Raw genomic sequence first — 23,032 nt, forward strand, 5'->3', positions numbered from 1 at the left:
ATTTGCCAGCACCTTAGGCGCTATATGGATGACGCAATACTATGGTTTCAACCCGATCCGGACCGGTGGAAACGATATCCACGGGTACGCCGGTGAGTTCCTCTATGCGTTTAATGTAGTCACGGGCAGCCTGCGGCAGCGCATCCAGGGACGTCGCACCGAAGGTGTTGTCCTGCCAGCCAGGCATCTCTTCGTAAACCGGCGTGACTTTCTCATAGCCGTCGGCAGCCATGGGGGGCACATCACGAACTGAGCCGTCGGGGAATTTATAGCCGACACAGATTTTCAGCGTCTGCAGACCGTCCAGTACATCCAGCTTGGTCAGACAAAAACCACTGATGCTGTTGATCTGCACTGCACGTTTCATGGCGACCGCGTCAAACCAACCGGTGCGGCGTTTACGACCTGTGGTGGCACCAAACTCGTGACCTTTAGTACCCAAGTGGGCACCCACTTCACAATCCAGCTCGGTAGGGAAAGGGCCTGAACCAACACGAGTGGTATAGGCTTTAACAATACCCAGCACGTAATCCAGATTTAGCGGGCCGAAACCAGCGCCTGTGGCTACACCGCCAGCGGTGGTATTAGACGAAGTTACATAAGGATAGGTACCATGGTCAATATCCAGCAGAGTACCTTGTGCGCCTTCAAACATAATGGCATCGCCATTTTTGCGGGCTTTGTCCAGCATGTCCGGCACATCCACAACCATGGCCTTAATAATGTCGGCAATCGCCATGGTTTGCTGCAGGACGTCTTCGTAGCTGACCGGCTCTACTTTGTAGTATTGCGTCAGGGCGAAGTTATGGAATTCCACAATCTCTTTCAGGCGGGCGGCAAAAGTCTCGGCACAGAACAAATCACCTACGCGCAGACAGCGACGGGCAATTTTGTCTTCATAAGCCGGACCAATACCACGGCCGGTGGTGCCAATGGGGTTGTTACCCCTGGCTTTCTCACGGGCCAGGTCCAGGGCGATATGGTAAGGCAGGATCAGCGGACAAGCTTCGCTGATAACCAGGCGTTCTTTAACAGGCACACCACGCTCTTCCAGCATTTTGATTTCTTTCATCAATGCTTCGGGGCTGAGAACCACGCCGTTGCCGATAACACAGGTGACATTGTCACGCAGAACACCAGACGGGATAAGGTGTAGTACGGTTTTTTCGCCATTGATAACTAAGGTGTGGCCAGCATTGTGGCCACCTTGATAACGGACGACGAATTTGGCCTTGTCTGTTAAAAGATCAACGACCTTACCTTTACCCTCATCACCCCACTGGGTGCCGAGTACTACAACGTTTTTTGCCATGGATTAAAAAGTGGTCAGAAAATTAGGCGGGGATTCTATCAAATTTCGACCAGCCAGATCACCTGTTTTCCGGTAATTCCCGGTCGGTGACAGCTAATTCCTTGCTACAAAGGGAATTTCCGGTTATTTCAACAGGAAATATAACGCCACCAATCCTATGGTCACCATGGTGCCTCCCATGGTACGCAACTGTTGTGCTGACTGACTGGCTAACTGGCGCATAAAGCTTTGCCACTTATTGGGAAACAGCATAGGGCCGATACCTTCCAGTATCAGCACCAACGCCAGGGCAACCCAGATCATCTCACTCATGGCATGTCCTGCAGGCAGCGTAAGTCATATTCGGCGGCATTATGGTAAAGGGCGAAGCCGAATCTTAACCTGTCTCCCCTGGCGTCCGTTATCACGCCATGTTTATGCAAATGTTGGTGCAGCGCCTGCACCCTTTGCTGACTGGCCAGCTTAAAGGTCAGGAAATGACCGTGATGATGGGGGTCAGCCATCAGCAGATTACCGCCGTGCAAATCGCGATGTCCTATGGCATCAAGCTTTTGCAGAAAAGCCTGTTGCAGGCCTTGCACATAGGCATGAATAGTGGCGACATCCAAGCCTTGTTGTTGATAAAGCGCCTGTACTGCGGCAAGGCGATAAAGAGGGGCGAAGTCCATAGTGGCACCGGCAAAGCGCATCCCATTGGTGGCATAGTTCACCTGACCGGTCTTGGCCTGGTCAAGTTCGCCAAACTCAGCAAACCAACCAGTATAGGTGGGCCTGAGCTGGCATTGGGGCGGCACGTGTACAAAACAGCAGCCTTCTCCACCCTGGGCGTACTTATAACTGCCGGCCAGATAAAATACCCTGTTGGCAATGGCAGATAAGTCAGTGGGGAGCGCCATAAAGCCGTGATAGCCGTCTATCACAAACAAGCTATGTGCTGCAGCTCTTGCCACTAAGGCATCCAGATTTCTGACTGCCAAAGCTGAATTAAAGAACACCTGACTGATAAAAATTAAATCCCAGCTGTCGCTTTCGATGGCATCAAAAAAACGCTGCTCAAAATTGTTGAAAGGCAAGGTTTCAATGCAGGTTAGTTGCAGATTGTCCAGTTCGGCCAGGCGCTGAATCTGCCGGTTGAAGCTGTGGAATTCACTGTCAGTGGTAAGAATTTTCAGCGGTTTCTGCCAATCCAGGCAACTGAGTATCCGATACAATAATTCATGGGTGTTCGGAGCAAAGGCTAACTGAGATGGCATGCCGGTATTCAGCGTGTCGGCGATATACTGTTGTACCTGCGGGAGCTTTTGCGAAAACAGATATTGCCATTTGTCGTCCACCATGGCGGCGGTGTCATCCCAATACTGCAACATAGCGTCACGGGTGACATCCGGCCAGTAGTGATGACTGTGACAGGCAAAATGCTGTTTACCTGGATTAGCGTCCAGAAAGCGTTGATACAGATGCTGGTACAAGGTCACGTCCCTCTCATAGCAAAAGGGCCCCTGCGGGCCCTTTTATCAGTTTTTCTTACCTTTAGTGTCGTTCATGTAGCGGAAGAAGTCGCTATCCGGCTCTAGAATCAACACATCCTGCTTATTGTTAAAGCTCTTACGGTAGGCATCCATACTGCGTAAGAAAGCATAAAACTCAGCATTTTTGGTGTAAGCGTCGGCATAAATCTTAGCGGCTTCGGCATCACCTTCACCGCGCAGTTTACGCGCATTACGCTCTGCATCCGCCAGCATAACCGTCACCTTGGCATCGATATCGGCGCGATGGATTTCCGCTTGCTCACGGCCTTGTGATCTGTGCTCTTTCGCCACAGCAGCCCGCTCAGCGCGCATACGGTCATAAATGGAGTTACTGATTTCCAGTGGCAGGTTAATTTGTTTTACCCGCACATCCACAATTTCAATACCCAGTTCCACCGCACTTTCAGCAGATTGTTTCATGGCTTTGTTCATCAGCTCAGAACGCTCACCCGATACAATTTCAGAAATGGTACGGCTACCGAATTCGGTACGCAGGCCGTTATTTACTTTCTGTTTCAGCAGGGTTTCCGCCTGATCCTTAAAACCACCAGTGGCCAGATAATAGGTAGCAAAATCCTTAATGCGCCACTTCACATAGGAGTCAACGATAAGGTCTTTCTTTTCAGCCGTGACGAAACGATTAGCGCCGTCATCCAAGGTCTGTACTTTGGATGTCAGTTGTTTAACCGTATCGATAAAAGGCAGCTTCAGGTAAATACCTGGCTCATACACAACAGTCTGGCCGGTTTCGCTATCACGGCGTACCTTACCAAACTGAATAACGATGCCACGATAGCCCTCTTCCACCACAAACACAGAACCAAAACCGAGGATCACCAGTACGATCAGTAGTGCGATAATAAAGTTCTTCATACCTTACTCCCTCCCGGTGCGGTATCTGTCAGATCTTGAGCCCGTCGTACTGCTACTGCCATTTGATGCGGACTGGTTCTGAGTATTGGTGCGCAGGCCTTCCAGGGTGTTGGATGACACTGGTGCCGCATTGTTTGCATTCTGGCGTTCCAGAATTTTATCCAGTGGCAGGTACATCATATTGCCACTGCCCTTGGTATCCACCATGATCTTACTGGTGTTGCCATAGACTTCTTCCAGAGTTTCCAGATACAGGCGCTGACGGGTCACTTCAGGTGCAGCAACGTACTGAGGAAGCAGTTCCTCAAAACGTGCCACTTCACCGCGGGCTTCCAGGGTTACTCGCTGTTTATAAGCGGTCGCTTCCTGTTCCATACGGTTAACCTGACCACGGGCACGCGGTTCGATCTCACGGGCGTATGCTTCTGCTTCACGGATGTAGCGCTGCTCATCTTCCTGGGCGGCAATGGCATCGTCGAATGCGGCTTTGACTTCCTCAGGCGGACGGGCATCTTTAAAGTTCACATCCAGAATTTCAATGCCCATGCCGTAAGGTGCGATGATACCGTTAAGTTCCTCGCGCACTTCCTGACGGGCCACTTCACGACCACGGGTCAGCACATCATCCATTTTGGAGTGACCAACAACGTAGCGAATGGCTGCATCCAACGCATGGCGCAGGCTCTCGTCAGGATCTACCACGGCGAAGGTATATTTGAACGGATCCATAACCCGATACTGGATCTCCATATCAACGCGCACCACGTTCTCATCTTCTGTCAGCATAAAGCCAGATGAGGGCATGGAACGTACCGACTGCACATTAACCGGATATACTTTATCAACAAAAGTTGGTTTCCAGCGCAGACCGGGCTCCTGGAAGCTATGGAACTTGCCGAAGCGCAGTACCACACCACGTTCTGCTTCTTTCAGGGTGTAAAAACCGCTGATAAACCAAACGGCGACCAGAATACCAACGATTAAGCCCAAACCCAGGCCGCCAAAGCCTTTACCTGATGACTTATTGCCGCCACCAAAACCGCCCAACTTATCGAAGAACTTCTTAAAGACTTCGTCTAAATCAGGAGGACCCTGATCGCGGCTACCGCGATTTTTCCAGGGGTCATTGTTGTTGCCTCCAGGCTCATTCCAAGCCATGTGTTTCTCCGTATTGATAGATAAAAAAATTGAGTTGCTCAGTGTTTATGGATGACGAAAGACGCCAGATTGCTGGTCATATGTTTTTCCAGCCTGTGCCAGTCTTTGGCCGGCATTCTTACATCCACCAACCAGTCGCCATCCTCTGCGTACGACTCTGCCGAGATACACTGCATACGATAAAGTGCACCGCGCAGTTTTCCTTCCTTGGGGGGAATTCGCAATTGATATTGCACCATACTGCGTCCCAGACATTCAGTCAGGGCCTGAAACAGCAGGTCAATACCTAATCCCTGATGGGCCGACAACCATACTCGCACAGGTCGGCCCTCATCGTCGTAGTCGATGCGTGGGGTGACTTCCTGTAATAGGTCTATCTTGTTACAAATCATAAGCTGTGGCACGTCACCCGCGTCGATCTCATCCAGCACCAGATTGACCTGGTCAATATTGTCTTTGTGCTGTTCATCGGCATAGTCAACCACATGCAGCAGCAGGTCAGCTTCCTGAGTCTCCTGCAGGGTGGCTTTAAATGCTGCCACCAGATCATGGGGGAGGTGGCGAATAAATCCAACCGTATCGGCGAGAATTGCCGGCCCCACATCTTGTAACTGAATCTTGCGTAGTGTCGGATCCAGCGTAGCAAACAGCTGGTCAGCGGCATATACGCCTGCGGCGGTCAGGGTATTGAACAAGGTGGACTTGCCAGCGTTAGTGTAGCCAACCAGTGATACGGTAGGGATCTCAGCCCGGGTTCTGGCTCGTCGTCCCTGTTCACGCTGTTTCTGGACCTTCGCCAGACGTTTTAAAATATGATCTATTCTGGCGCGCAGCAACCGGCGGTCAGTTTCCAACTGTGTTTCACCCGGTCCGCGCAGGCCGATACCGCCTTTTTGCCGTTCAAGGTGAGTCCAGCCGCGAATCAGGCGGGTTGATATATGTCTGAGCTGAGCCAGCTCAACCTGCAATTTACCCTCATGAGTACGGGCCCGCTGGGCAAAAATGTCCAGAATCAGACCAGTACGATCTAATACCCGGCACTTACACAGCTTTTCCAGGTTGCGTTCTTGTGAGGGACTGAGAGCATGGTTAAAAATAACCACATCGGCACCAGTCAGCTGTACCTGCTGGGCGATTTCATCTGCTTTACCGCTGCCGACAAAAAATTTGGCACTGGGGGTGGAACGGGAACCCGTCACTAAACCCACAGCTTCGACACCAGCAGACGAAACCAGCATCTGCAACTCGTGCAGGTCTTCTCTGCTGCTTTCGTCGGGGAAGTCTATATGTACCAGTACAGCCTGCTCGCCTGCTTCATAACGGTCAAACAAGCGTCATCTCCAAAAGGAATGGTTAGTCCTCGTCATTATCTTGGTTTGACTGAGGATTAGCAATCATTGGAATAGGACGGGCTGGCACTACTGTTGAGATAGCATGCTTATATACCATCTGGCTGACAGTATTTTTCAGAAGAATCACAAATTGATCAAAGGATTCCACCTGACCCTGCAGCTTAATGCCGTTTACAAGGTAAATAGAAACAGGCACCCGTTCCTTTCTCAGCGCATTTAAAAAGGGATCTTGCAGTGATTGGCCTTTCGCCATTTTCATTATCCTTTTATTTTTATTATCTCAGCGCCCCCGCACCACTTATGGAGACACCTCGCCAGCTTTTCGATTATACAGTTTTTGTCCCGCCTGTATAGCCGCAGCCCGTTAAGGGACGCGGCTTTTTAGCGTTTTCATCACCTGCTGCAGATTGTCCTTTGCAAAGGTATCCAGCCAGTGAATTGGTTGCCAACTGCGCAACCAGGTCAATTGGCGCTTGGCCAACTGCCGGGTGGCTACTATAGCCCGATAACGCATCTCCTGATGGTCATACCTGCCATCAAGATATTCCCACATCTGACGGTAGCCAACACATCTTACAGAAGGCAAGTTTAGATGCAGATCCGCCCGAGCGTAAAATTTTTTTACTTCCTCTTCAAAGCCTTGCGCCAGCATCTGATCAAAACGCAGTGCTATCCTGTTATGTAGCACGGCTCGGTCCTGTGGCGCTATAGCAAATTGGAATACCTGATAAGGTAATGGGGGTGATTTTTCCTCAGTCAAGACCGTCAGGCTTTTGCCGGTTAAATAGATCACTTCCAATGCCCGGGTTAACCTTTGGGGGTCATTGGGGTGGATGCGTGCCGCTGAGACCGGATCTTTTTCTGCAAGTTCAGCATGCAAAGCCTGCCAGCCCTCTGCGGCGGCACGAGCTTCAATTTTGGCCCTGACTTGGGCATCGGAGGAAGGTAATGGTGAAATTCCTTCCAGCAGCACTTTGAAATACATCATAGTTCCGCCCACCAGCAGGGGGATATTGCCTCTGGCCCGGATATCGGCCATTTCCCTGAGCGCATCATGGCGAAAATCTGCCGCAGAATAGGCATCGGCCGGATCCAATATATCGATTAAACGATGCGGTGCGGCCGCGAGTTCTTCGCTGCTGGGTTTAGCGGTGCCGATATCCATGCCTTTATAAATCATGGCTGAATCAACACTGATAATTTCACAGGGTAGATTTTGCACTAGGCTGATTGCCAGATCGGTTTTACCTGAGGCCGTTGGACCCATCAGGAATATGGCGGGTGGCAAATTAGTCTGCATTGTTTTGAATCCAATCTGCCAGGGGCAGTTCTGTGGCTTGCGCTGTCAGTATCTCGTTAAGCAGATTGCGTTGCTGACACCATTGCCACAATTGCTGCACTTGCTCGTGGGTATAGGACTGTTTGGTATCTGTCAGAGCACCGAGCAGGCAATTCAGTGCTTCTCCTGCTGGACAGTCTATCAACAAGGGCAGTAAATCAGGCCAGTGGTATTGGCGAAAGCCTGCAGGCACTTGCTTGAGCATCAGTTTATGTTTGTCAATTTTGACAACAAAACCCAGCGCCTCAAGTTCATTCTGCTTGTTGGTCAGGTTTGCTGCTGAGTCCGACAGATTGACTGCCACAGGCATTAAAAGTGGCTGGCTGACAGGTGCCTTCAGACTTTCTTTCAGTTGAGTCTTGGCCAGTTTTCTGACCTCAAGCAAATAAGCCTTTTGTTGCTGCTCTAGCAGTAGAAAACGGCCCTGCACTAATAACCATGGTGGGTTATTTAGCTGAGGAGCTGTGGCAGCTGTGGGGCTGGGGCGCATAAGCTGCTGATAGTTATCTGCTGCCCGGGCTGGTAAGCCAGTACCCCGATACATGCCGGTACTTTCGCCGACTTTGGCTTGTAAGGGGCGAATATAGTCATGTCTGGGCTCTGCGTCCGGCATCTGCCGTACTTGTGGCTGGGCTAATTCTTCTTCAAACTGGGGGCGCTCTATAGCATCCTGTAGTGCCCGAAAGATAAAGTCATGCACCAGTCTGGCCTGGTGAAAACGCACTTCATGCTTGGCTGGATGCACATTTACATCCACCTCTTTGGCGTCCAGTTGCAAATACAAAACATAGGCAGGGTGGCAATCAGGAGCGAGGATACCTTCAAACGCCTGGCGAATGGCGTGGTTAATCAGCTTATCGCGCATCATCCGGCCATTAACGTAAAAGTATTGTTGATCCTGGCTGGTGCTGCCCTGATTCAGTAGCCAGCCGTTCAATATCAAACCCTGATATTCACTCTGAATGCTCAGGGCTTGCTGGCCAAAGGCCTGTCCACATACCAGTGACAGTCTTTTTTGCCTGGCTACCTGCGATTCCGCTTTAGGATAGTGACGTAAGAGCTTGCCGTTATGTTTCAGGCTGAATGCCACATCAAAGCGCGACAAAGCAATACGTTTGACTGTTTCATCAATATGCTGGAATTCGGTTTTTTCACTACGCAGGAATTTACGTCTGGCTGGCGTATTAAAAAACAGATCCAGCACTTCAACGCTGGTGCCGTTTGGGTGTGCGACAGGTTGAAGCTGCACTGCCATGTCCCGTCCTTCGGCCCTGGCCTGCCAGGCTTGCGCTTGACTGGCGGGCTTGGACGTCAAGGTAAGGCGCGCGACCGAGCTGATACTGGCCAACGCTTCGCCGCGAAAACCGAGGCTAAGAATTTGTTCAAGATCGTCCAGACAACTTATTTTACTGGTGGCATGACGGCTTAAAGCCAGCTCCAGTTCGTCCTGAACGATACCGTTGCCGTTATCTCTGATCAGAATGCGCTTGTGGCCACCGCGGTCAATTTCCAGTTCAATTTTATCGGCGCCAGCATCCAGGCTGTTTTCAACCAGTTCTTTAATAACCGAAGCGGGGCGCTCTACCACCTCACCTGCAGCAATCTGGTTGGCAAGACGGGCGGGTAAGATTTGTATCGACAAGATATTGTTACTTTTAGTTGGGAATGGTCAGCACTTGTCCGATGCGCACCAAATCCGAGTCAAGATTATTGGCGGCCTTCAACTTGCTGACCGGCACATTGTAACGCTGTGCAAGCAGGGACAAAGATTCACCGGCTGACACTTTGTGGGTGCGGTTCTCTCTTTTCAGTTTGGCCCACATTGTGCCATCCGGAGGCATACGTTTGAAATAGCGTTGTACCGCATTGTACATGGCGTCGGCCAGATTCTCGCGGAACTTCGACCAATTAAGATTTTTCTCTTCATCTTTGTTAGAGATAAAGCCCGTTTCCACCAAAATGGACGGGATATCTGGTGACGTCAACACGGCTAAGCTGGCGGCCTGAGGAACGGATTTATGCAATTTGGTAATCTGGCGCATTTCTTTGAGTACTTCGCGGCTGACCTCGTAGCTGGTAGATATGGAATGGTCCATCGACATATCCAGCAAGGCTTGAGTCAGATAGCGCTCGCTGGCGGTATCCTGGATCACCTCGGCAGCGCCCCCCAGCAGTTCTGAATGCTTCTCGCTGTTTTCCAGCCAGCGGCCCAACTCTGAATTCGCCCGGCGCATAGACAATACCCATACCGATGCACCACTGGGTTGTGGCGTGGTGTAGGCGTCAGCGTGAATGGATACAAACAGATCGGCTTTTTGCCGTCTGGCCATATCCGCCCTTTTATTCGGGTGAATATAATAGTCGCCGGTGCGGATCATGGCCGCTTTCATGCCCGGCGTATTATCGATTTTCTGCGCCAGCATCTTCGCCACGCTGAGCGTGACATTTTTTTCGTAGCTACCAGCATAGCCAATAGAGCCAGGGTCTTCGCCACCATGGCCGGCATCGATAGCAATGATGATGTCCCGGTCAGCTAACTGGTCACTGCGTTTAACATTGCTTGACGCCGTTTCTCCTTTACTGCCGATATCAATCACCAGACGATTGCCGTAAGGGGCGGTAGGAGGTAAGGAAAAAATCTGCGTGTCGACAGCCTCATTCAGGTCAAATACCACTCTGATGCTCTGCTTATCCTTGGCATTGCTGTAACGCAGGCGCTTAATCAATTTGCTGTCGTTCTGGATCTTGTCAAAGTCCAGGCCTTTACTGGTGTCGGCCAGATCAATCACCAGACGGGTGGGGTTGCTGAGGGTAAAGTAGCTGTAATCGGGCGCTTCACGCATATCAAACACCACCCTGGTATTGGAGGGTGAAGGCCAGATACGTACGCCTTCCATCTTATTCTTGGCAAATGCCAGGCTGCTGAATAACATCAGCGCTGTTGCCAGCCAGGGAATCAGTCTTCTATGTGCCATGTGCTCTATTGTAGTTGTGCAAGCAACGCTTCTCCCTGTTCTGACAAGGGAAGCAGCTCAATGGTTCGGCCAGGGTCACTAAAAGCTATGTTAATCTGCAAATCCGCCGGGGCCAAGAGTTGACCACCTTTTTGTGGCCATTCAATCAAACACAGGCAGTCCTGTTCGAAATAATCACGAATGCCAATAAACTCCAGTTCTTCCGGGTCGGCCAATCGATACAAGTCAAAATGGAAAATACGCCAGCCGGCTGTTTCGTATGGTTCCACTAGCGTATAAGTGGGGCTTTTTACTCTGCCCTGATAGCCTAATGCCTGGATAAAGCTGCGGCAAAAACTGGTTTTGCCAGCTCCCAGATCGCCGTGCAAATAAATTACGGTTGCCTGCTTACAGGCCTTTGCCAGTTTAGCCGCCAGCTCTGCTGTACCTTGTTCGTCGTTAACTTGTATTTGTGTTGTCATTCAGCGGTTTACCAGCTTACGTATAAAGGGCAACAAATCGCTGGCCATCATACCACGTTCGCCATGCTGTTGTGCAGCCAGGTCGCCCGCAGCTGCATGCAGGCTTGCACCATAAACTGCCGCCGCGGCGCTATCCATGCCCTGGGCCATCAAAGCTCCAATCACACCGCTTAACAAATCCCCCATGCCGGGGATGGCCATTCCTGGATTTCCATTGCTAATGACATAGCAATGATCCTGACCTGATACCAGGCTACCGGCGCCTTTTAACACCACATGGCATTGATATTGTTGCTGCAACTGCTGAAGCGCTGCATACCGATCAGCTTGTACTTGTTGAGTGGTGATGGACAACAGTCTGCCCGCTTCTCCGGGGTGAGGGGTGATTACCACATTGCAAGAGAGTTTGCGGGGCACTTTTGCCAGCAGATTTAATGCGTCGGCGTCAAGCAACAGGGGTTTATGACTGGTTTGCTGATAGGTTAATACTGCATCAAATAGTTGCTGCGCCCAGTCATCCTGCCCCAGGCCGGGTCCCAGAACCAGACAGCTGGCCCAGTCCAGCAAGGCTGTTAGCTGATTCTGTTGCGCCAGCATCAGTTCGGGCCGCCCCAGGCCCACCAACATCTGATTATCCGGGTGACACAGGACGTTAACCAGCCCTGCCCCAGTGCGCAATGCCGCCTCACCTGTGAGTCTGATTGCCCCCGGCATGCCCAGGTTGCCGCCCAGGCACAGCAGGCGGCCAAATGCGCCTTTATGGCTATTCAGCGGCCGGGCTGGCAGAGGGGAAAGCTGAGTAAAGTCGACGATATGAGCACTGGGGGTAGCCAGTGCACCAAAGGACTCGGCGATGCCTAAATCGGCAAAGCTGAGTTTGCCGGAAAACTGCTTGCCCTGACCGGTGACAAGACCAGGTTTAATACCGACAAAGGTCAGGGTGTGTGTGGCGGTAAGCGCTATACCAGCTTCTGCACCACTATCGGCCAGTAGTCCAGAGGGCACATCCAGGCTTAAGACCGGAATGTCAGTGTTTTTCAGTACCTTGATCACACTGGCATAAGGTTCTCTGAGCTGCCCTTTGGTGCCGGTGCCCAGCATCGCATCCACAATCAGGTCGAAATCTGCCAGTGGCTGAGGCCAACAGCTGATTTCACCGCCAGCCTGTTGCCAGTTATTGCAGGCCTGCAACGTATCCGGACTAAACTTTGATTGGTCGCCCAATGATACCAGGCAAACCTTAAGGCCGGCTTTTTTAGCCATGCGCGCCAAGACAAAACCATCACCACCGTTATTGCCATGGCCACTCAACACTAATATACGTCTGGCCTGCGGGAATTCGCTTTGTAAGGTGACAAATGCCGCAGCCCCAGCTCTTTCCATCAGCTCATACATACTGATACCCACATGTTTGGCCGCAGTGACTTCATGTTGGTGTACCTGCTCCGCGGTAAAGGCTTTATATGCTAGACTGGCGGGCATTGTGATAGTGAATCGATTCAATGGCTGAACTCTGCGACAAGTTATTAGCTGACCTGACCGAGCATATCAAGAACCTGGGTAAATCGCTGGGTTTTCAGCAGGTCGGTATTTGTGATGTGGATTTAAGCCGCCATGAGGCGCATTTGCAAGCCTGGTTGGACAAAGGCATGCACGGTGAGATGCAATATATGGCAGAACACGGTATGAAACGCGCCCGCCCCCATGAACTGGTGCCTGGTACTTTGCGGGTTATCAGCGTGCGCATGGATTACCTGCCGCCGGATGCCGGCTTTGCCCGCAACCTGAAAAATCGTCAGCTTGCCTACATTAGCCGTTACGCGCTTGGGCGCGACTACCATAAGCTGATCAGACAGCGGCTGAAAAAGTTTGGCGAACAAATTCAGCAGAAAGTCAGTGAACTGGCTTTTCGCCCCTTTGTCGACTCGGCACCTGTTTTGGAACATGCGGTGGCGGAAAAGGCCGGTATCGGCTGGACAGGTAAGCATTCTCTGACCATTAACCGCGAAGCCGGTTCCTGGTTTTTCCTGGGCGAATTGTTTATTAACCTGCCTTTGCCGATAGACAGTCCGGTGGCTGAGGGCTGCGGTAGTTGTACCGCCTGCCTGACGATCTGCCCTACTGGTGCCATAGTAGAACCCTATGTGGTGGATGCCAGGCGCTGTATTTCTTATCTGACCATTGAGCAAAAAGGCCCGATTCCCGAGGAATTTCGCCCGCTGCTGGGTAATCGTATTTATGGTTGTGATGATTGTCAGCTAGTTTGCCCCTGGAATCGTTATGCGCAAATTACCGATGAAGCAGACTTTCATCCCCGTCAGCAATTGCATGGTAAAACCTTATTAGAGCTGTTTGCCTGGGACGAGCAGAAGTTTCTGAAAAATACCGAAGGCTCGCCTATTCGCCGTATTGGCTTTGAGTGCTGGCAACGCAATATTGCCGTGGGGTTAGGCAATGCACCTTATGCCGACGAGATTGTTGCCTCACTGCAAGCAGCCAGAGAGTCTGCCTCGGAACTGGTCAGGGAACATATTGATTGGGCGCTGGACCAGCAAGCACAAAGAAAGCCGGGGCAAGCAGACCGGCAGACCCTTAGGTTAATCCGTAGTGTGGAAAAAGGTCTGCCCAGAGACGCGTAATAGATGCCTGTTGTTATCAGTCAGCTCTGCTGATGGCTGATTTAACTGATAACTTTAAGCTTTGTGGTATTGCGCACTGTAGTGGTGCACGGCGTCAACAAATACCTTGGCATGTTCGGGCGGCACATCCGGGTGAATACCGTGACCGAGATTAAATACATGGCCCTCGCCCTGGCCAAAACCGGCCAGGATGGATTGCACTTCCTGCTCAATTCGATCTGCAGGCGCATACAGCATGGATGGGTCCATATTGCCCTGCAACGCTACTTTATCGCCGATTCGGGCCTTGGCGTCGGCAATATTGATGGTCCAGTCCAGCCCCACTGCATCACAGCCAGTGGCAGCAATGGCTTCCAACCACATGCCACCGTTTTTGGTAAACAGCGTGACGGGCACCCGGCGCCCTTCGTTTTCTCTTGTCAGACCATCGACAATTTTGTGCATATAACGAAGTGAAAACTCTTCATAATCCCTTGGTGACAGGACACCGCCCCAGGTATCAAACACCATTACCGATTGCGCACCAGCGGCTATCTGCGCATTCAGGTACAGAATGACTGAGTCGGCAAGCTTGTCCAACAGCAGATGCAATGCGGCAGGTTCGGCAAAGGCCATTTTTTTGATCAGGCTGAAGCTCTTGGTGGAACCGCCTTCCACCATATAAGTGGCCAATGTCCAGGGGCTACCGGAGAAGCCTATTAAAGGCACTTTACCCGCTAATCCCTTGCGAATAGTGCGAACCGCATCCATCACATAACCGAGCTCGCCCTCTGGATCGGGAATCGGCAGGGCCTGGATGGCTGCCATATCTCTGAGTGGCCGCTCAAACTTGGGGCCTTCGCCGGTTTCAAAATACAGGCCCAGGCCCATGGCATCGGGAATGGTCAGAATGTCTGAAAATAGAATGGCCGCATCCAGATCAAAGCGACGGAGTGGCTGCAGAGTCACCTCGCAGGCCAGTTCAGGATTTTTGCACAGCGACATAAAGTCGCCAGCCTGTGCACGGGTGGCCCGATATTCCGGCAGGTAACGGCCAGCCTGGCGCATCATCCATACAGGCGTGATATCCACGGGCTGCTTTAACAGGGCCCTTAGATACCTGTCATTCTGTAGTGCTTGCATGATGTTCTCCTGGTCGGCTGCGCTAAAAACCGGCGCATTCTACCAGCTATACGAGATGGATACATCAGACAATCCTTGCGTTGAATTTAAAGCCTCAAAAGGCCACCACGCTCTAGGTTAAAGCTGTAAATTAAATGTTATTCGTCCTATTTGAGGCATGAAAGCTTGCACTGCTTCGGTATTCTTTGCTATAAAACCGTTGCGCTAGTGAAATCTAAATAAAAGAAGCCCGGTCACGGGACCTCCACGCTAAAATATTTAAGCCTTACCTTTCGGGGTAAGGCTTTTTTATTTTCAATGGGGGAATGCCCGGGTTGACATCTTCTTCAAAAAGATTGGTCAGGCGCATTGATGGTAGTCTGGATTAATTGACCAGCAATGGAAAAGCTGGGTGGTATCAATGGTAGGTTGTTAAAGTCAAACCAGTCAGCCGCCAGAATTTCTTTACCATCTACCTGAATATCTCCTTCATCCCACTCGGCCAAAAAGCCGACCATTAGTGAATGGGGGAAGGGCCAGGGTTGGCTGGAAAAATAACGCAGATTCTTAACTTTTATCCCTACTTCTTCCATCACTTCACGATGTACGGCCTGCTCCAGACTTTCTCCACTTTCCACGAAGCCAGCCAGGGTAGAATACATGCCTCCTTTGTGGTGAGCTCCTTGCGCCAACAAAATTTGTTGTCCTTTTCTGATGGCGACGATAATGCAAGGAGAAATGCGTGGATAACAGCGGTGCTGGCAGCGATGGCAATGCATCGCCAATTCCCAGTTCACGGCTTCCATCTGGCTGCCGCATTGACCGCAATATTTGTGGGTACGAAGAAATAATGCGACTTGCCAGGCACGGGCCAGAATATTAAATGCGTCTTGCTGCTCACTCATCAGGGCGGCACGCAGACTAACAAGTTCGAGGTCGTCATGTTCAGGGGTTTCCTGCCCCAAATCCACCATATAGCAGTTGCTTTGGCGATACTCGCCAACCTTAACCACATCGTCGGCATAAGCAGAGATAAAAGATAACTCTGACCAGCTTTGCTTTATCAGACAAGCCTGTCCTTTGCTTTGTACCAGCTTGTCTTGCGACAAAATCAACCAGTAGGCTTGTTCATCTATATCGGGACGGTGTTTCATAGGCAATTCAGATAATCGGCTAGGCGGCAGACTTTAACATATGAGGGCTGAAGTACTGAATGCCAAGGAAATTTTCTTAAAATCTATACCTATAAGGGTTGACCAGCTTAGCGATTGATACCGACATTGGTCTGACCGAGAGGTTAAACGCTTTTGCAATTGAGGCATTTTGATATACTGGCATTTACAACTGATTTACCTCATCTGGTATTCAACCGGTGTGAGAGGGTAGCTATGCTGAATAAAGTCGAACAAGCCGAACAAAAATGGGGTGGCGCCCATGATGCCATTGACAACTGGATTGACGCCCGTAAGGCACTGCTGGTGGAATATTGCCGACTGGCAGGTTTGCCACCATTCGATGCGCGTCGACAAGCCTTGCCCAGCAAGGAAAGCGTAGAGACATTTTGCGAAATGTTGATGGATTATGTTTCGGCAGGTCATTTTGAATTTTATGACAAGATTGTCGATGGCAGTCAGGCCAATGGCGCGGGTAAGCAACTGGCTGATGAAGTGTATCCGAAGATTTCTGATACCACCGAGCAGGCACTGAATTTTAACGACTGCTATGCGGACATTGATGAAGACCAGGATATGCAGGGCTTCGATAAACATCTTTCAGAACTGGGTCAGGCAATGGAGGAGCGTTTTGAATTAGAGGACCGCTTAATCCACACCCTGTATCAGGACCATTTATAAAAAAGGCGCCAATCAGGCGCCTTTTATGTTCAGGATGAACGGTATGCCGTGGGTTCATGGAGGAACAGGAACGGCGATGTTCAGGATGAACGGGACGAAAAACTATAAGCTACGTCCCTGCAGCTTACCTGCAAAGCAGGCCAGCTAAAGCTGTTCTATAGCGTTCCGTACGCTATAGTGCTCCTGCGTTTTCGTCACTTCCACCATCCCTGGTGGTCGGCAAATAACAGCTCCTGCGTAATTTGCACTTCCACCATCCCTGGTGGTCGTATGCCGTGGGTTCATGGATGAACAGGAACGGCGATGTTCAGGATTAAAGCTAACTCTTCTGACGACGCATAGCGTCAAAGAATTCATTGTTGGTTTTGGTCATGGACAGCTTGTCGATCAGGAATTCCATGGCATCAATTTCTGACATCTCATGAACAATCTTACGCAGGATCCACATTTTCTGCAGCTCATCCTGAGTGGTCAGCAGCTCTTCGCGACGAGTACCTGAACGATTGAAGTCGATGGCCGGGAACACACGTTTCTCTGCAATCTTACGGTTCAGGTGCAGCTCCATGTTACCTGTTCCTTTGAACTCTTCATAAATCACTTCGTCCATTTTCGAGCCAGTGTCGATCAGGGCCGTAGCAATAATTGTCAGACTGCCGCCTTCTTCCACATTACGCGCCGCACCGAAGAAGCGCTTGGGCTTGTGCAGGGCATTGGCGTCTACACCACCTGTCAATACCTTGCCAGAGGAAGGAATTACAGTGTTGTAGGCACGGGCCAGACGGGTAATGGAATCCAGCAGAATTACCACGTCTTTCTTGTGCTCGACCAGGCGCTTGGCTTTTTCAATCACCATCTCGGCAACTTGAACGTGGCGGCTGGCCGGTTCATCAAAGGTTGATGCAACCACTTCACCTTGTACCAGGCGTTGCATCTCCGTTACTTCTTCCGGACGTTCGTCAATCAGCAGCACCATCAACACACACTCTGGGTAGTTGGCGGCGATACTTTGGGCAATATTTTGTAGCAACAGTGTCTTACCGGCTTTGGGCGGAGCCACAATCAAACCACGTTGGCCGCGGCCAATAGGTGAGGCTAAATCCAAAACCCTGGCGGTAATGTCCTCAGTACTGCCGTTGCCGCGTTCCATACGTAAACGCTCTTTGGCATGCAGTGGGGTCAGGTTTTCAAACAGGATCTTGTTGCGGGAATTTTCTGGGCGGTCAAAATTGACCTCGCTGATTTTCAGCAGAGCGAAATAACGCTCGCTGTCCTTCGGCGGTCGGATTTTGCCAGAAATGGAATCACCGGTGCGTAAGTTAAAACGTCGAATCTGGCTGGGAGAGACGTAAATGTCATCCGGACCGGCCAGGTAAGAAGAATCAGCTGAGCGCAAAAAGCCGAAGCCATCCTGCAGTATTTCCAACACGCCATCACCGAAAATGTCTTCGCCGCTCTTTGCATGGGCTTTGAGGATAGAAAAGATGATGTCTTGTTTGCGCGCGCGGGCCATGTTTTCCAGGCCCATTTTTTCGGCCAGTTCTACCAGCTCGCTGACGGGTTTATTTTTGAGTTCCGTTAGGTTCATATCGGTGGGTCTTAATGATTGAAAATGCTCTTAATGCAAGTATGTTCAGACTTAAACAGGGTCGTAAACGTCAGATTGCGTCGGTGTGACGCGGGGATTAAGCTCTGCGCTCCATGCGCCACCCGTCAAGCGGGCCGGCTGCAGGCGATAAACACTGTTCCAGACAGCCTTTTGTTCGAATCGAATGGGTTCGACGCTGAGAACGAAATCTAACTTAGCACCAAAAATTAACAGCGTCTAGTAATCTTTCGCTGCTAATTTATTCATTCGTGGTAGCTTTTTACAGGATGATTAAAAATGCCCGGCTTGGCCGGGCATTTTTAATCAGATATTTTCTTTCAAAAATTCGCTTAATTGCGTCTTAGAAAGTGCACCGACTTTGGTTGCTGCTACGTTTCCACCTTTAAAAAGCAGCAGAGTGGGGATGCCACGAATACCATATTTTGGTGGAGTCTCGGTATTATGGTCGACATTCAGCTTGGCAACTGTTAACTTGCCTTCGAATTCGTCAGCCACTTCATTTAGAATTGGCGCGATCATTTTGCACGGGCCACACCATTCCGCCCAGAAGTCAACTAGTACAGGACCTTCGGCGTTGATAACATCTGCCTCAAAACTGTCATCAGTCAACTGGATAATTTTGTCGCTCATTCTTTTCTCCAAACTTGGCTGCCTCGGCAGAAAAAGCCGGGCAAGCGATTGTGGCTATTTATATAGAAACTGTTTTTTAATGCAAGCACTGATAAGCTATAAGCTATGCAAACAACTCATCTAACTGAAACACATTTTTCTGACCTGCCGATGCATGCTGATGTTATTAAGGCATTGTCAGCGGCCAACTTTCAACATTGTACACCGATTCAGGCATTAAGCCTGCCTCCATTATTGGAGGGGCGTGATGTGGCGGGCCAGGCACAGACAGGTACGGGTAAAACTATCGCCTTTCTGACCGCGACTTTCCATCATCTACTGACTCACCCCCAACAGGAAAAAGCCCAGCCAAGAGCCATTATTATGGCTCCAACCAGGGAACTGGCGGTGCAGATCCATAAGGATGCGGAGCTGCTCAGTAAGCACACCGGCATCAGCCTGGGTTTGATATATGGGGGTGAAGGTTACCAGAGTCAACGTGAAAGCCTGGAAAAAGGGGTGGATATCATTATTGGTACCACCGGGCGAATCATTGATTATTACAAACAAGGCATTTTCAGTCTGGCGCATATTCAGGTGGCCGTGCTGGATGAAGCCGACCGTATGTTTGACCTTGGTTTTATCAAGGACATTCGCTATCTGTTCCGACGTATGCCTGCGCCGTCTGAGCGCTTGAGCATGTTGTTTTCTGCCACGCTGTCCATGCGCGTGCAGGAACTGGCATATGAACATATGAACAGTCCTGTGCATGTGCAGGTAGAGCCGGAACAAATGACTGCCAGTCGGGTGAGGGAGGAGCTTTTTTATCCTTCCAACGATGACAAGATGCTGTTGTTGTTAACTCTGCTGGAAGAAGAATGGCCCGAAAAAGCCATTGTATTCGCCAATACCAAGCACAGCTGTGAAAACATCTTTGATTGGCTGCAGGCCGACGGTCACCGTGTGGGACTGCTTAGCGGCGATGTTCCGCAACATAAACGTCTGCGTATACTGGACGGATTCAGCAAGGGCCAATTGGACGTATTAGTCGCTACAGATGTGGCGGCCCGGGGCCTGCACATTGAAAAGGTCACGCATGTGTTCAATTACGATCTGCCCGACGATGCCGAAGACTATGTGCACCGAATTGGTCGTACCGGCCGGGCGGGTAAGAGTGGCCATGCCATCAGTTTTGCCTGTGAAAAATATGCGTTGAATCTGCCCGCTATTGAGGAATATATTCGTCATACTATTGTGGTGACTGACTATGACCACAGCGCGTTACTGGACGACGTTAAAGCCCCGCGCCAGCAATACAGAAAACGTATGCAAAGTGGTAAGAATCTCAGTAAAGGTAAGCCCAGGAGCAGAAGTCCAAGAAACCGATGAGCAGAGAGTCCATGCTGGCCATGCCCGAGCCGCAGCAATATTATGCTGCGGTGGATCTGGGTTCTAACAGCTTCCATCTGGTGGTCGTCCGGGTGGTGCATGGTTGCATCCATATCGTCGGTAAAGTGAAGCAGAAAGTTCGCCTGGCAGCTGGGTTGGATCCGCAAATGCAACTCGATGAACTGAGCATGGAGCGAGGCTGGCGTTGCCTGGAAACCTTTGCTGAACGCCTTCAGGATATTCCAGCCACCAACATTCGGGTGGTTGCCACTGCCACGCTGCGTTTGGCTCGTAACGCCGAGCAGTTCCTGCACAAAGCCGAACAAATTCTTGGCCATCCCATCGATGTGATTAGTGGTGAAGAAGAAGCCCGGCAAATTTATCTTGGCGTTGCTTACACTTCGGCTAATCAGGGCAACAGCCTGGTGATTGATATTGGTGGCGCCAGTACCGAGATTATTCTGGGCAAAGACTTCACACCGAAGAAACTGGTGAGTCTGGACATGGGCTGTGTGACCTTTATGGAACGTTACTTTGCCAATGGTCAGTTAACCCAGGCCAACTTTGATTTAGCCCAGCAGGCCGCCAGAGACTTGCTTAGCGGGGTTGCCGGGGAATTCACCTGCCATCAATGGCGTCAGTGCCTGGGCGCGTCGGGTACACCGCAAGCCATCACCGAAATTCTGGTCGCACAGGGTATCAATGACACTATACGTTTAAGTTATCTCAAGGACTTGATGCAGCAATGTGTTGCCTGCGGTAGTCTGGGTGACTTGCATATTCATGGCCTGTCCGAGGCCAGAAAACCGGTATTTGCCAGTGGGCTGAGTATCCTCACTGTGCTTTTCGAGCTGTTAGGTATTGAACAGATGCAAATATCGGGCGGCGCACTGCGGGAAGGTCTGCTCTACGGCATGCTGGAAAATATTCACCACCATGATGTTCGTCAGCGCACGCTGGACTCGCTGACCCAACGTTTCCAGATAGAAGAGGCGCAGGCACACAGGGTGGCAGAAACGGCCTTATCCCTGTACCGACAATTGCCGCAGGACGCAATGGCCTGTCAGCTGGATGCCGAAGGTATACTGCTGGCGGCAGCCAGGCTTCACGAGATAGGTCTGCACATTGATTTCAAACACAGTCACTGCCACGGTAAGTACATCCTGTCGCATTTAAGTATGTCTGGCTTTACCAAGATTCAGCAGGAGTGCATTAGCGAACTGGTTGGCAGCCATCGTCAGGATATTAATCCGGAGAGCTTCGCTCAGTTCCAGCAGGAAGTGGCACAGCTTCTTAAGCTGCTGTGCCGTGTGCTGCGTATTGCACATGTGTTGTCTATTCGCAGAAAAGATAACTTGTTACCGCAGATAAAAACCAGTCTGGATACCGACATCCTGACACTGACATTTCCGGCAAATTGGCTGAAATCACATCCTTTACTGGATGCAGAGCTTGCCAATGAGAAATGGTTGCAACATCGGGCCGGTTGGGAACTGCAAATTCACTAACCGACCCGGTGGTCTGTGGTTACTGACGTTGCTGCATATAGTCCAGCGTCAGGTTAGTGAGCAATTCCACACCCAGTTTCATACCGGCTTCGTCAATTCTGAATTCAGGTGTGTGATGGGCAGGAGCCTGGTGCTTGGGTAAATCCACCGACTTTCCACCCACAAACAGATACAGTCCGGGGACTTCTTTTTGGAAAAATGAGAAGTCCTCTGCCCCGGTCACAGCTTTCACTTCCTGGACTTTTCCCTGACCAGCAGTACGATGCAAAGTCGGCAGCATTTTGTCCATCAGCGTTGGGTCGTTGTACGTTACTGGATAACTGTCGCCATAAGGTAAAATGACTTCTGCTTCGGCCCGCATGCTATCGGCAATGCCTTTGGCTTTGCGGTGCACCGCGGCATGCAAGTCCTCACGCATAGCATCATCCAGAGTACGGATGGTCCCCACCAGCTCGACCTGATTGGGGATGATATTGGAACGGTTACCACCGTGAATAGAACCCACGGTGATCACTGCCGCATCCTGGGTAAGAGGTAGCTCGCGACTGACGATAGTCTGCAACCCCATCACGATCTGCGCGCTGGTCACCACAGGGTCAACGCTTAACCAGGGATATGCCCCATGCGCCTGTTTGCCCTTGACCACGATTTTATAAGGATCCACAGCGGCCATGATGCCGCCGTGGCGATATTCTACCGTGCCTACATCAGTGTCAGAGCTGATATGCAGGCCGAATACAACATCCACACCTTTCATTACTCCTTCTGCCACCATGAGTTCTGCACCGCCTTTTTCTCCGACAGGTGCGCCTTCTTCAGCGGGCTGGAACACAAACTTTACTTTGCCGCTAAGCTGCGACTTCATGTCGGTGAGGATTTTGGCTGCGCCCATTAGCATGGCCATATGAGTGTCATGACCACAGGCATGCATTACCGGAACTTTTTCACCGTTATATTCGCCTATTGCTTGTGAGCGAAACGGCAGCCCGTTTTGTTCTTTTACCGGTAAACCGTCCATATCGGCCCGCAATGCCACCACTGGCCCAGGCTTACCCGTATCCAGTATGGCCACCACGCCGGTATGAGCCACGCCGCTTTGTACCTGCAGACCCAGTCCCTTAAGGTAGTTTTCGATATACTTGGCCGTTTCAAACTCACGGTTAGACAGCTCTGGATGCTGATGAAAGTGGCGGCGCCATTCGATAACCTGAGGCTCCAGTTGTGTGGCTTGTTGACTGACCTGGTCGGCAACTGCGGCGCTGCTAAGACAAATCAGGGCAATTGCGGATAAGGCGGTTTTCATTATTGTTCTCCTGTTGTTATAGCCC

Annotated in this window: 21 protein-coding genes; 4 read left to right on the top strand and 17 right to left on the bottom strand. The window is 50.8% G+C overall.

Features of this window, described 5'->3' with window-relative positions; all coding sequences use genetic code 11:
• Positions 1-13: 13 nt before the first annotated feature.
• The 12 genes from ABD028_RS21325 to ABD028_RS21380 form a co-directional block, all read right to left on the bottom strand.
• Positions 14-1,312 (bottom strand): adenylosuccinate synthase, encoded by a 1,299-nt coding sequence (locus ABD028_RS21325; RefSeq protein WP_343847401.1) that lies wholly within the window; start codon positions 1,310-1,312, stop codon positions 14-16.
• Positions 1,313-1,435: 123 nt separating this feature from the next.
• On the bottom strand, positions 1,436-1,624 hold the full coding sequence (locus tag ABD028_RS21330) for a DUF2065 domain-containing protein (protein WP_102794544.1): 189 nt from the start codon (positions 1,622-1,624) through the stop codon (positions 1,436-1,438).
• Positions 1,621-2,787 (bottom strand): aminotransferase class V-fold PLP-dependent enzyme, encoded by a 1,167-nt coding sequence (locus tag ABD028_RS21335; RefSeq protein WP_425542144.1) that lies wholly within the window; start codon positions 2,785-2,787, stop codon positions 1,621-1,623. The genes ABD028_RS21330 and ABD028_RS21335 overlap by 4 nt, the downstream gene beginning before the upstream one ends.
• Before the next feature lie 39 nt (positions 2,788-2,826).
• Positions 2,827-3,714 carry a protease modulator HflC gene (gene hflC / locus ABD028_RS21340; protein ID WP_102794543.1) on the bottom strand — a complete coding sequence of 296 codons (888 nt, stop codon included), beginning with the start codon at positions 3,712-3,714 and terminating at the stop codon, positions 2,827-2,829.
• Positions 3,715-3,717: 3 nt separating this feature from the next.
• Positions 3,718-4,872 (bottom strand): FtsH protease activity modulator HflK, encoded by a 1,155-nt coding sequence (gene hflK, locus ABD028_RS21345; RefSeq protein ID WP_343847402.1) that lies wholly within the window; start codon positions 4,870-4,872, stop codon positions 3,718-3,720.
• 38 nt (positions 4,873-4,910) lie between these two features.
• On the bottom strand, positions 4,911-6,203 hold the full coding sequence (hflX, locus tag ABD028_RS21350; protein WP_102794541.1) for a ribosome rescue GTPase HflX: 1,293 nt from the start codon (positions 6,201-6,203) through the stop codon (positions 4,911-4,913).
• Between the two features lie 22 nt (positions 6,204-6,225).
• The gene (gene hfq, locus ABD028_RS21355) at positions 6,226-6,477 is read right to left on the bottom strand and encodes an RNA chaperone Hfq (protein WP_102794540.1); all 252 of its coding nucleotides are present in this window, start codon (positions 6,475-6,477) and stop codon (positions 6,226-6,228) included.
• A gap of 111 nt (positions 6,478-6,588) precedes the next feature.
• Entirely contained in the window at positions 6,589-7,524 is a 936-nt protein-coding gene (gene miaA / locus ABD028_RS21360) for a tRNA (adenosine(37)-N6)-dimethylallyltransferase MiaA (protein WP_343847403.1), read from the bottom strand.
• Complete coding sequence (gene mutL / locus ABD028_RS21365; protein WP_343847404.1) at positions 7,514-9,205, bottom strand: DNA mismatch repair endonuclease MutL; 1,692 nt, start codon at positions 9,203-9,205, stop codon at positions 7,514-7,516. Before mutL ends, miaA begins: the two co-directional genes overlap by 11 nt.
• Positions 9,206-9,218: 13 nt before the next feature.
• Positions 9,219-10,538: an N-acetylmuramoyl-L-alanine amidase gene (locus ABD028_RS21370; protein WP_343847405.1), complete on the bottom strand. Its 1,320-nt coding sequence runs from the start codon at positions 10,536-10,538 to the stop codon at positions 9,219-9,221.
• A 5-nt stretch (positions 10,539-10,543) separates the two neighbouring features.
• A complete protein-coding gene (gene tsaE / locus ABD028_RS21375) occupies positions 10,544-10,999 on the bottom strand; it encodes a tRNA (adenosine(37)-N6)-threonylcarbamoyltransferase complex ATPase subunit type 1 TsaE (protein ID WP_343847406.1) in 456 nt (151 codons plus the stop codon).
• The gene (locus tag ABD028_RS21380) at positions 11,000-12,481 is read right to left on the bottom strand and encodes an NAD(P)H-hydrate dehydratase (protein WP_343847407.1); all 1,482 of its coding nucleotides are present in this window, start codon (positions 12,479-12,481) and stop codon (positions 11,000-11,002) included.
• Positions 12,482-12,501: 20 nt separating this feature from the next.
• On the opposite strand from ABD028_RS21380, the gene queG reads away from it, so the two are divergent.
• The gene (gene queG, locus ABD028_RS21385; RefSeq protein ID WP_343847408.1) at positions 12,502-13,638 is read left to right on the top strand and encodes a tRNA epoxyqueuosine(34) reductase QueG; all 1,137 of its coding nucleotides are present in this window, start codon (positions 12,502-12,504) and stop codon (positions 13,636-13,638) included.
• 54 nt (positions 13,639-13,692) lie between these two features.
• Here the strand turns inward: queG and hemE are convergent, their stop codons facing one another.
• The gene (gene hemE, locus ABD028_RS21390) at positions 13,693-14,760 is read right to left on the bottom strand and encodes a uroporphyrinogen decarboxylase (RefSeq protein ID WP_102794533.1); all 1,068 of its coding nucleotides are present in this window, start codon (positions 14,758-14,760) and stop codon (positions 13,693-13,695) included.
• 326 nt (positions 14,761-15,086) lie between these two features.
• Entirely contained in the window at positions 15,087-15,893 is an 807-nt protein-coding gene (gene nudC / locus ABD028_RS21395) for an NAD(+) diphosphatase (RefSeq protein WP_343847409.1), read from the bottom strand.
• Between the two features lie 234 nt (positions 15,894-16,127).
• Between nudC and rsd the strand changes: the two genes are divergently transcribed.
• Positions 16,128-16,592, top strand: coding sequence for a sigma D regulator (rsd, locus tag ABD028_RS21400; RefSeq protein ID WP_102794531.1), 465 nt, complete (start codon positions 16,128-16,130; stop codon positions 16,590-16,592).
• A gap of 319 nt (positions 16,593-16,911) precedes the next feature.
• Here the strand turns inward: rsd and rho are convergent, their stop codons facing one another.
• Positions 16,912-18,177, bottom strand: a complete 1,266-nt coding sequence (gene rho / locus ABD028_RS21405; protein ID WP_102794530.1) for a transcription termination factor Rho — start codon at positions 18,175-18,177, stop codon at positions 16,912-16,914.
• A gap of 324 nt (positions 18,178-18,501) precedes the next feature.
• A complete protein-coding gene (trxA, locus tag ABD028_RS21410) occupies positions 18,502-18,828 on the bottom strand; it encodes a thioredoxin TrxA (protein ID WP_102794529.1) in 327 nt (108 codons plus the stop codon).
• Between the two features lie 105 nt (positions 18,829-18,933).
• On the opposite strand from trxA, the gene rhlB reads away from it, so the two are divergent.
• On the top strand, positions 18,934-20,196 hold the full coding sequence (gene rhlB / locus ABD028_RS21415; protein WP_102794528.1) for an ATP-dependent RNA helicase RhlB: 1,263 nt from the start codon (positions 18,934-18,936) through the stop codon (positions 20,194-20,196).
• Entirely contained in the window at positions 20,193-21,704 is a 1,512-nt protein-coding gene (locus tag ABD028_RS21420; RefSeq protein WP_343847410.1) for a Ppx/GppA phosphatase family protein, read from the top strand. Before rhlB ends, ABD028_RS21420 begins: the two co-directional genes overlap by 4 nt.
• A gap of 19 nt (positions 21,705-21,723) precedes the next feature.
• Here the strand turns inward: ABD028_RS21420 and ABD028_RS21425 are convergent, their stop codons facing one another.
• Positions 21,724-23,007 carry an amidohydrolase gene (locus tag ABD028_RS21425; protein WP_343847411.1) on the bottom strand — a complete coding sequence of 428 codons (1,284 nt, stop codon included), beginning with the start codon at positions 23,005-23,007 and terminating at the stop codon, positions 21,724-21,726.
• Between the last annotated feature and the right edge of the window lie 25 nt (positions 23,008-23,032).

The organism is Bowmanella denitrificans (assembly GCF_039522935.1).
In the GTDB taxonomy this organism is placed as follows: Bacteria; Pseudomonadota; Gammaproteobacteria; order Enterobacterales; family Alteromonadaceae; genus Bowmanella; species Bowmanella denitrificans.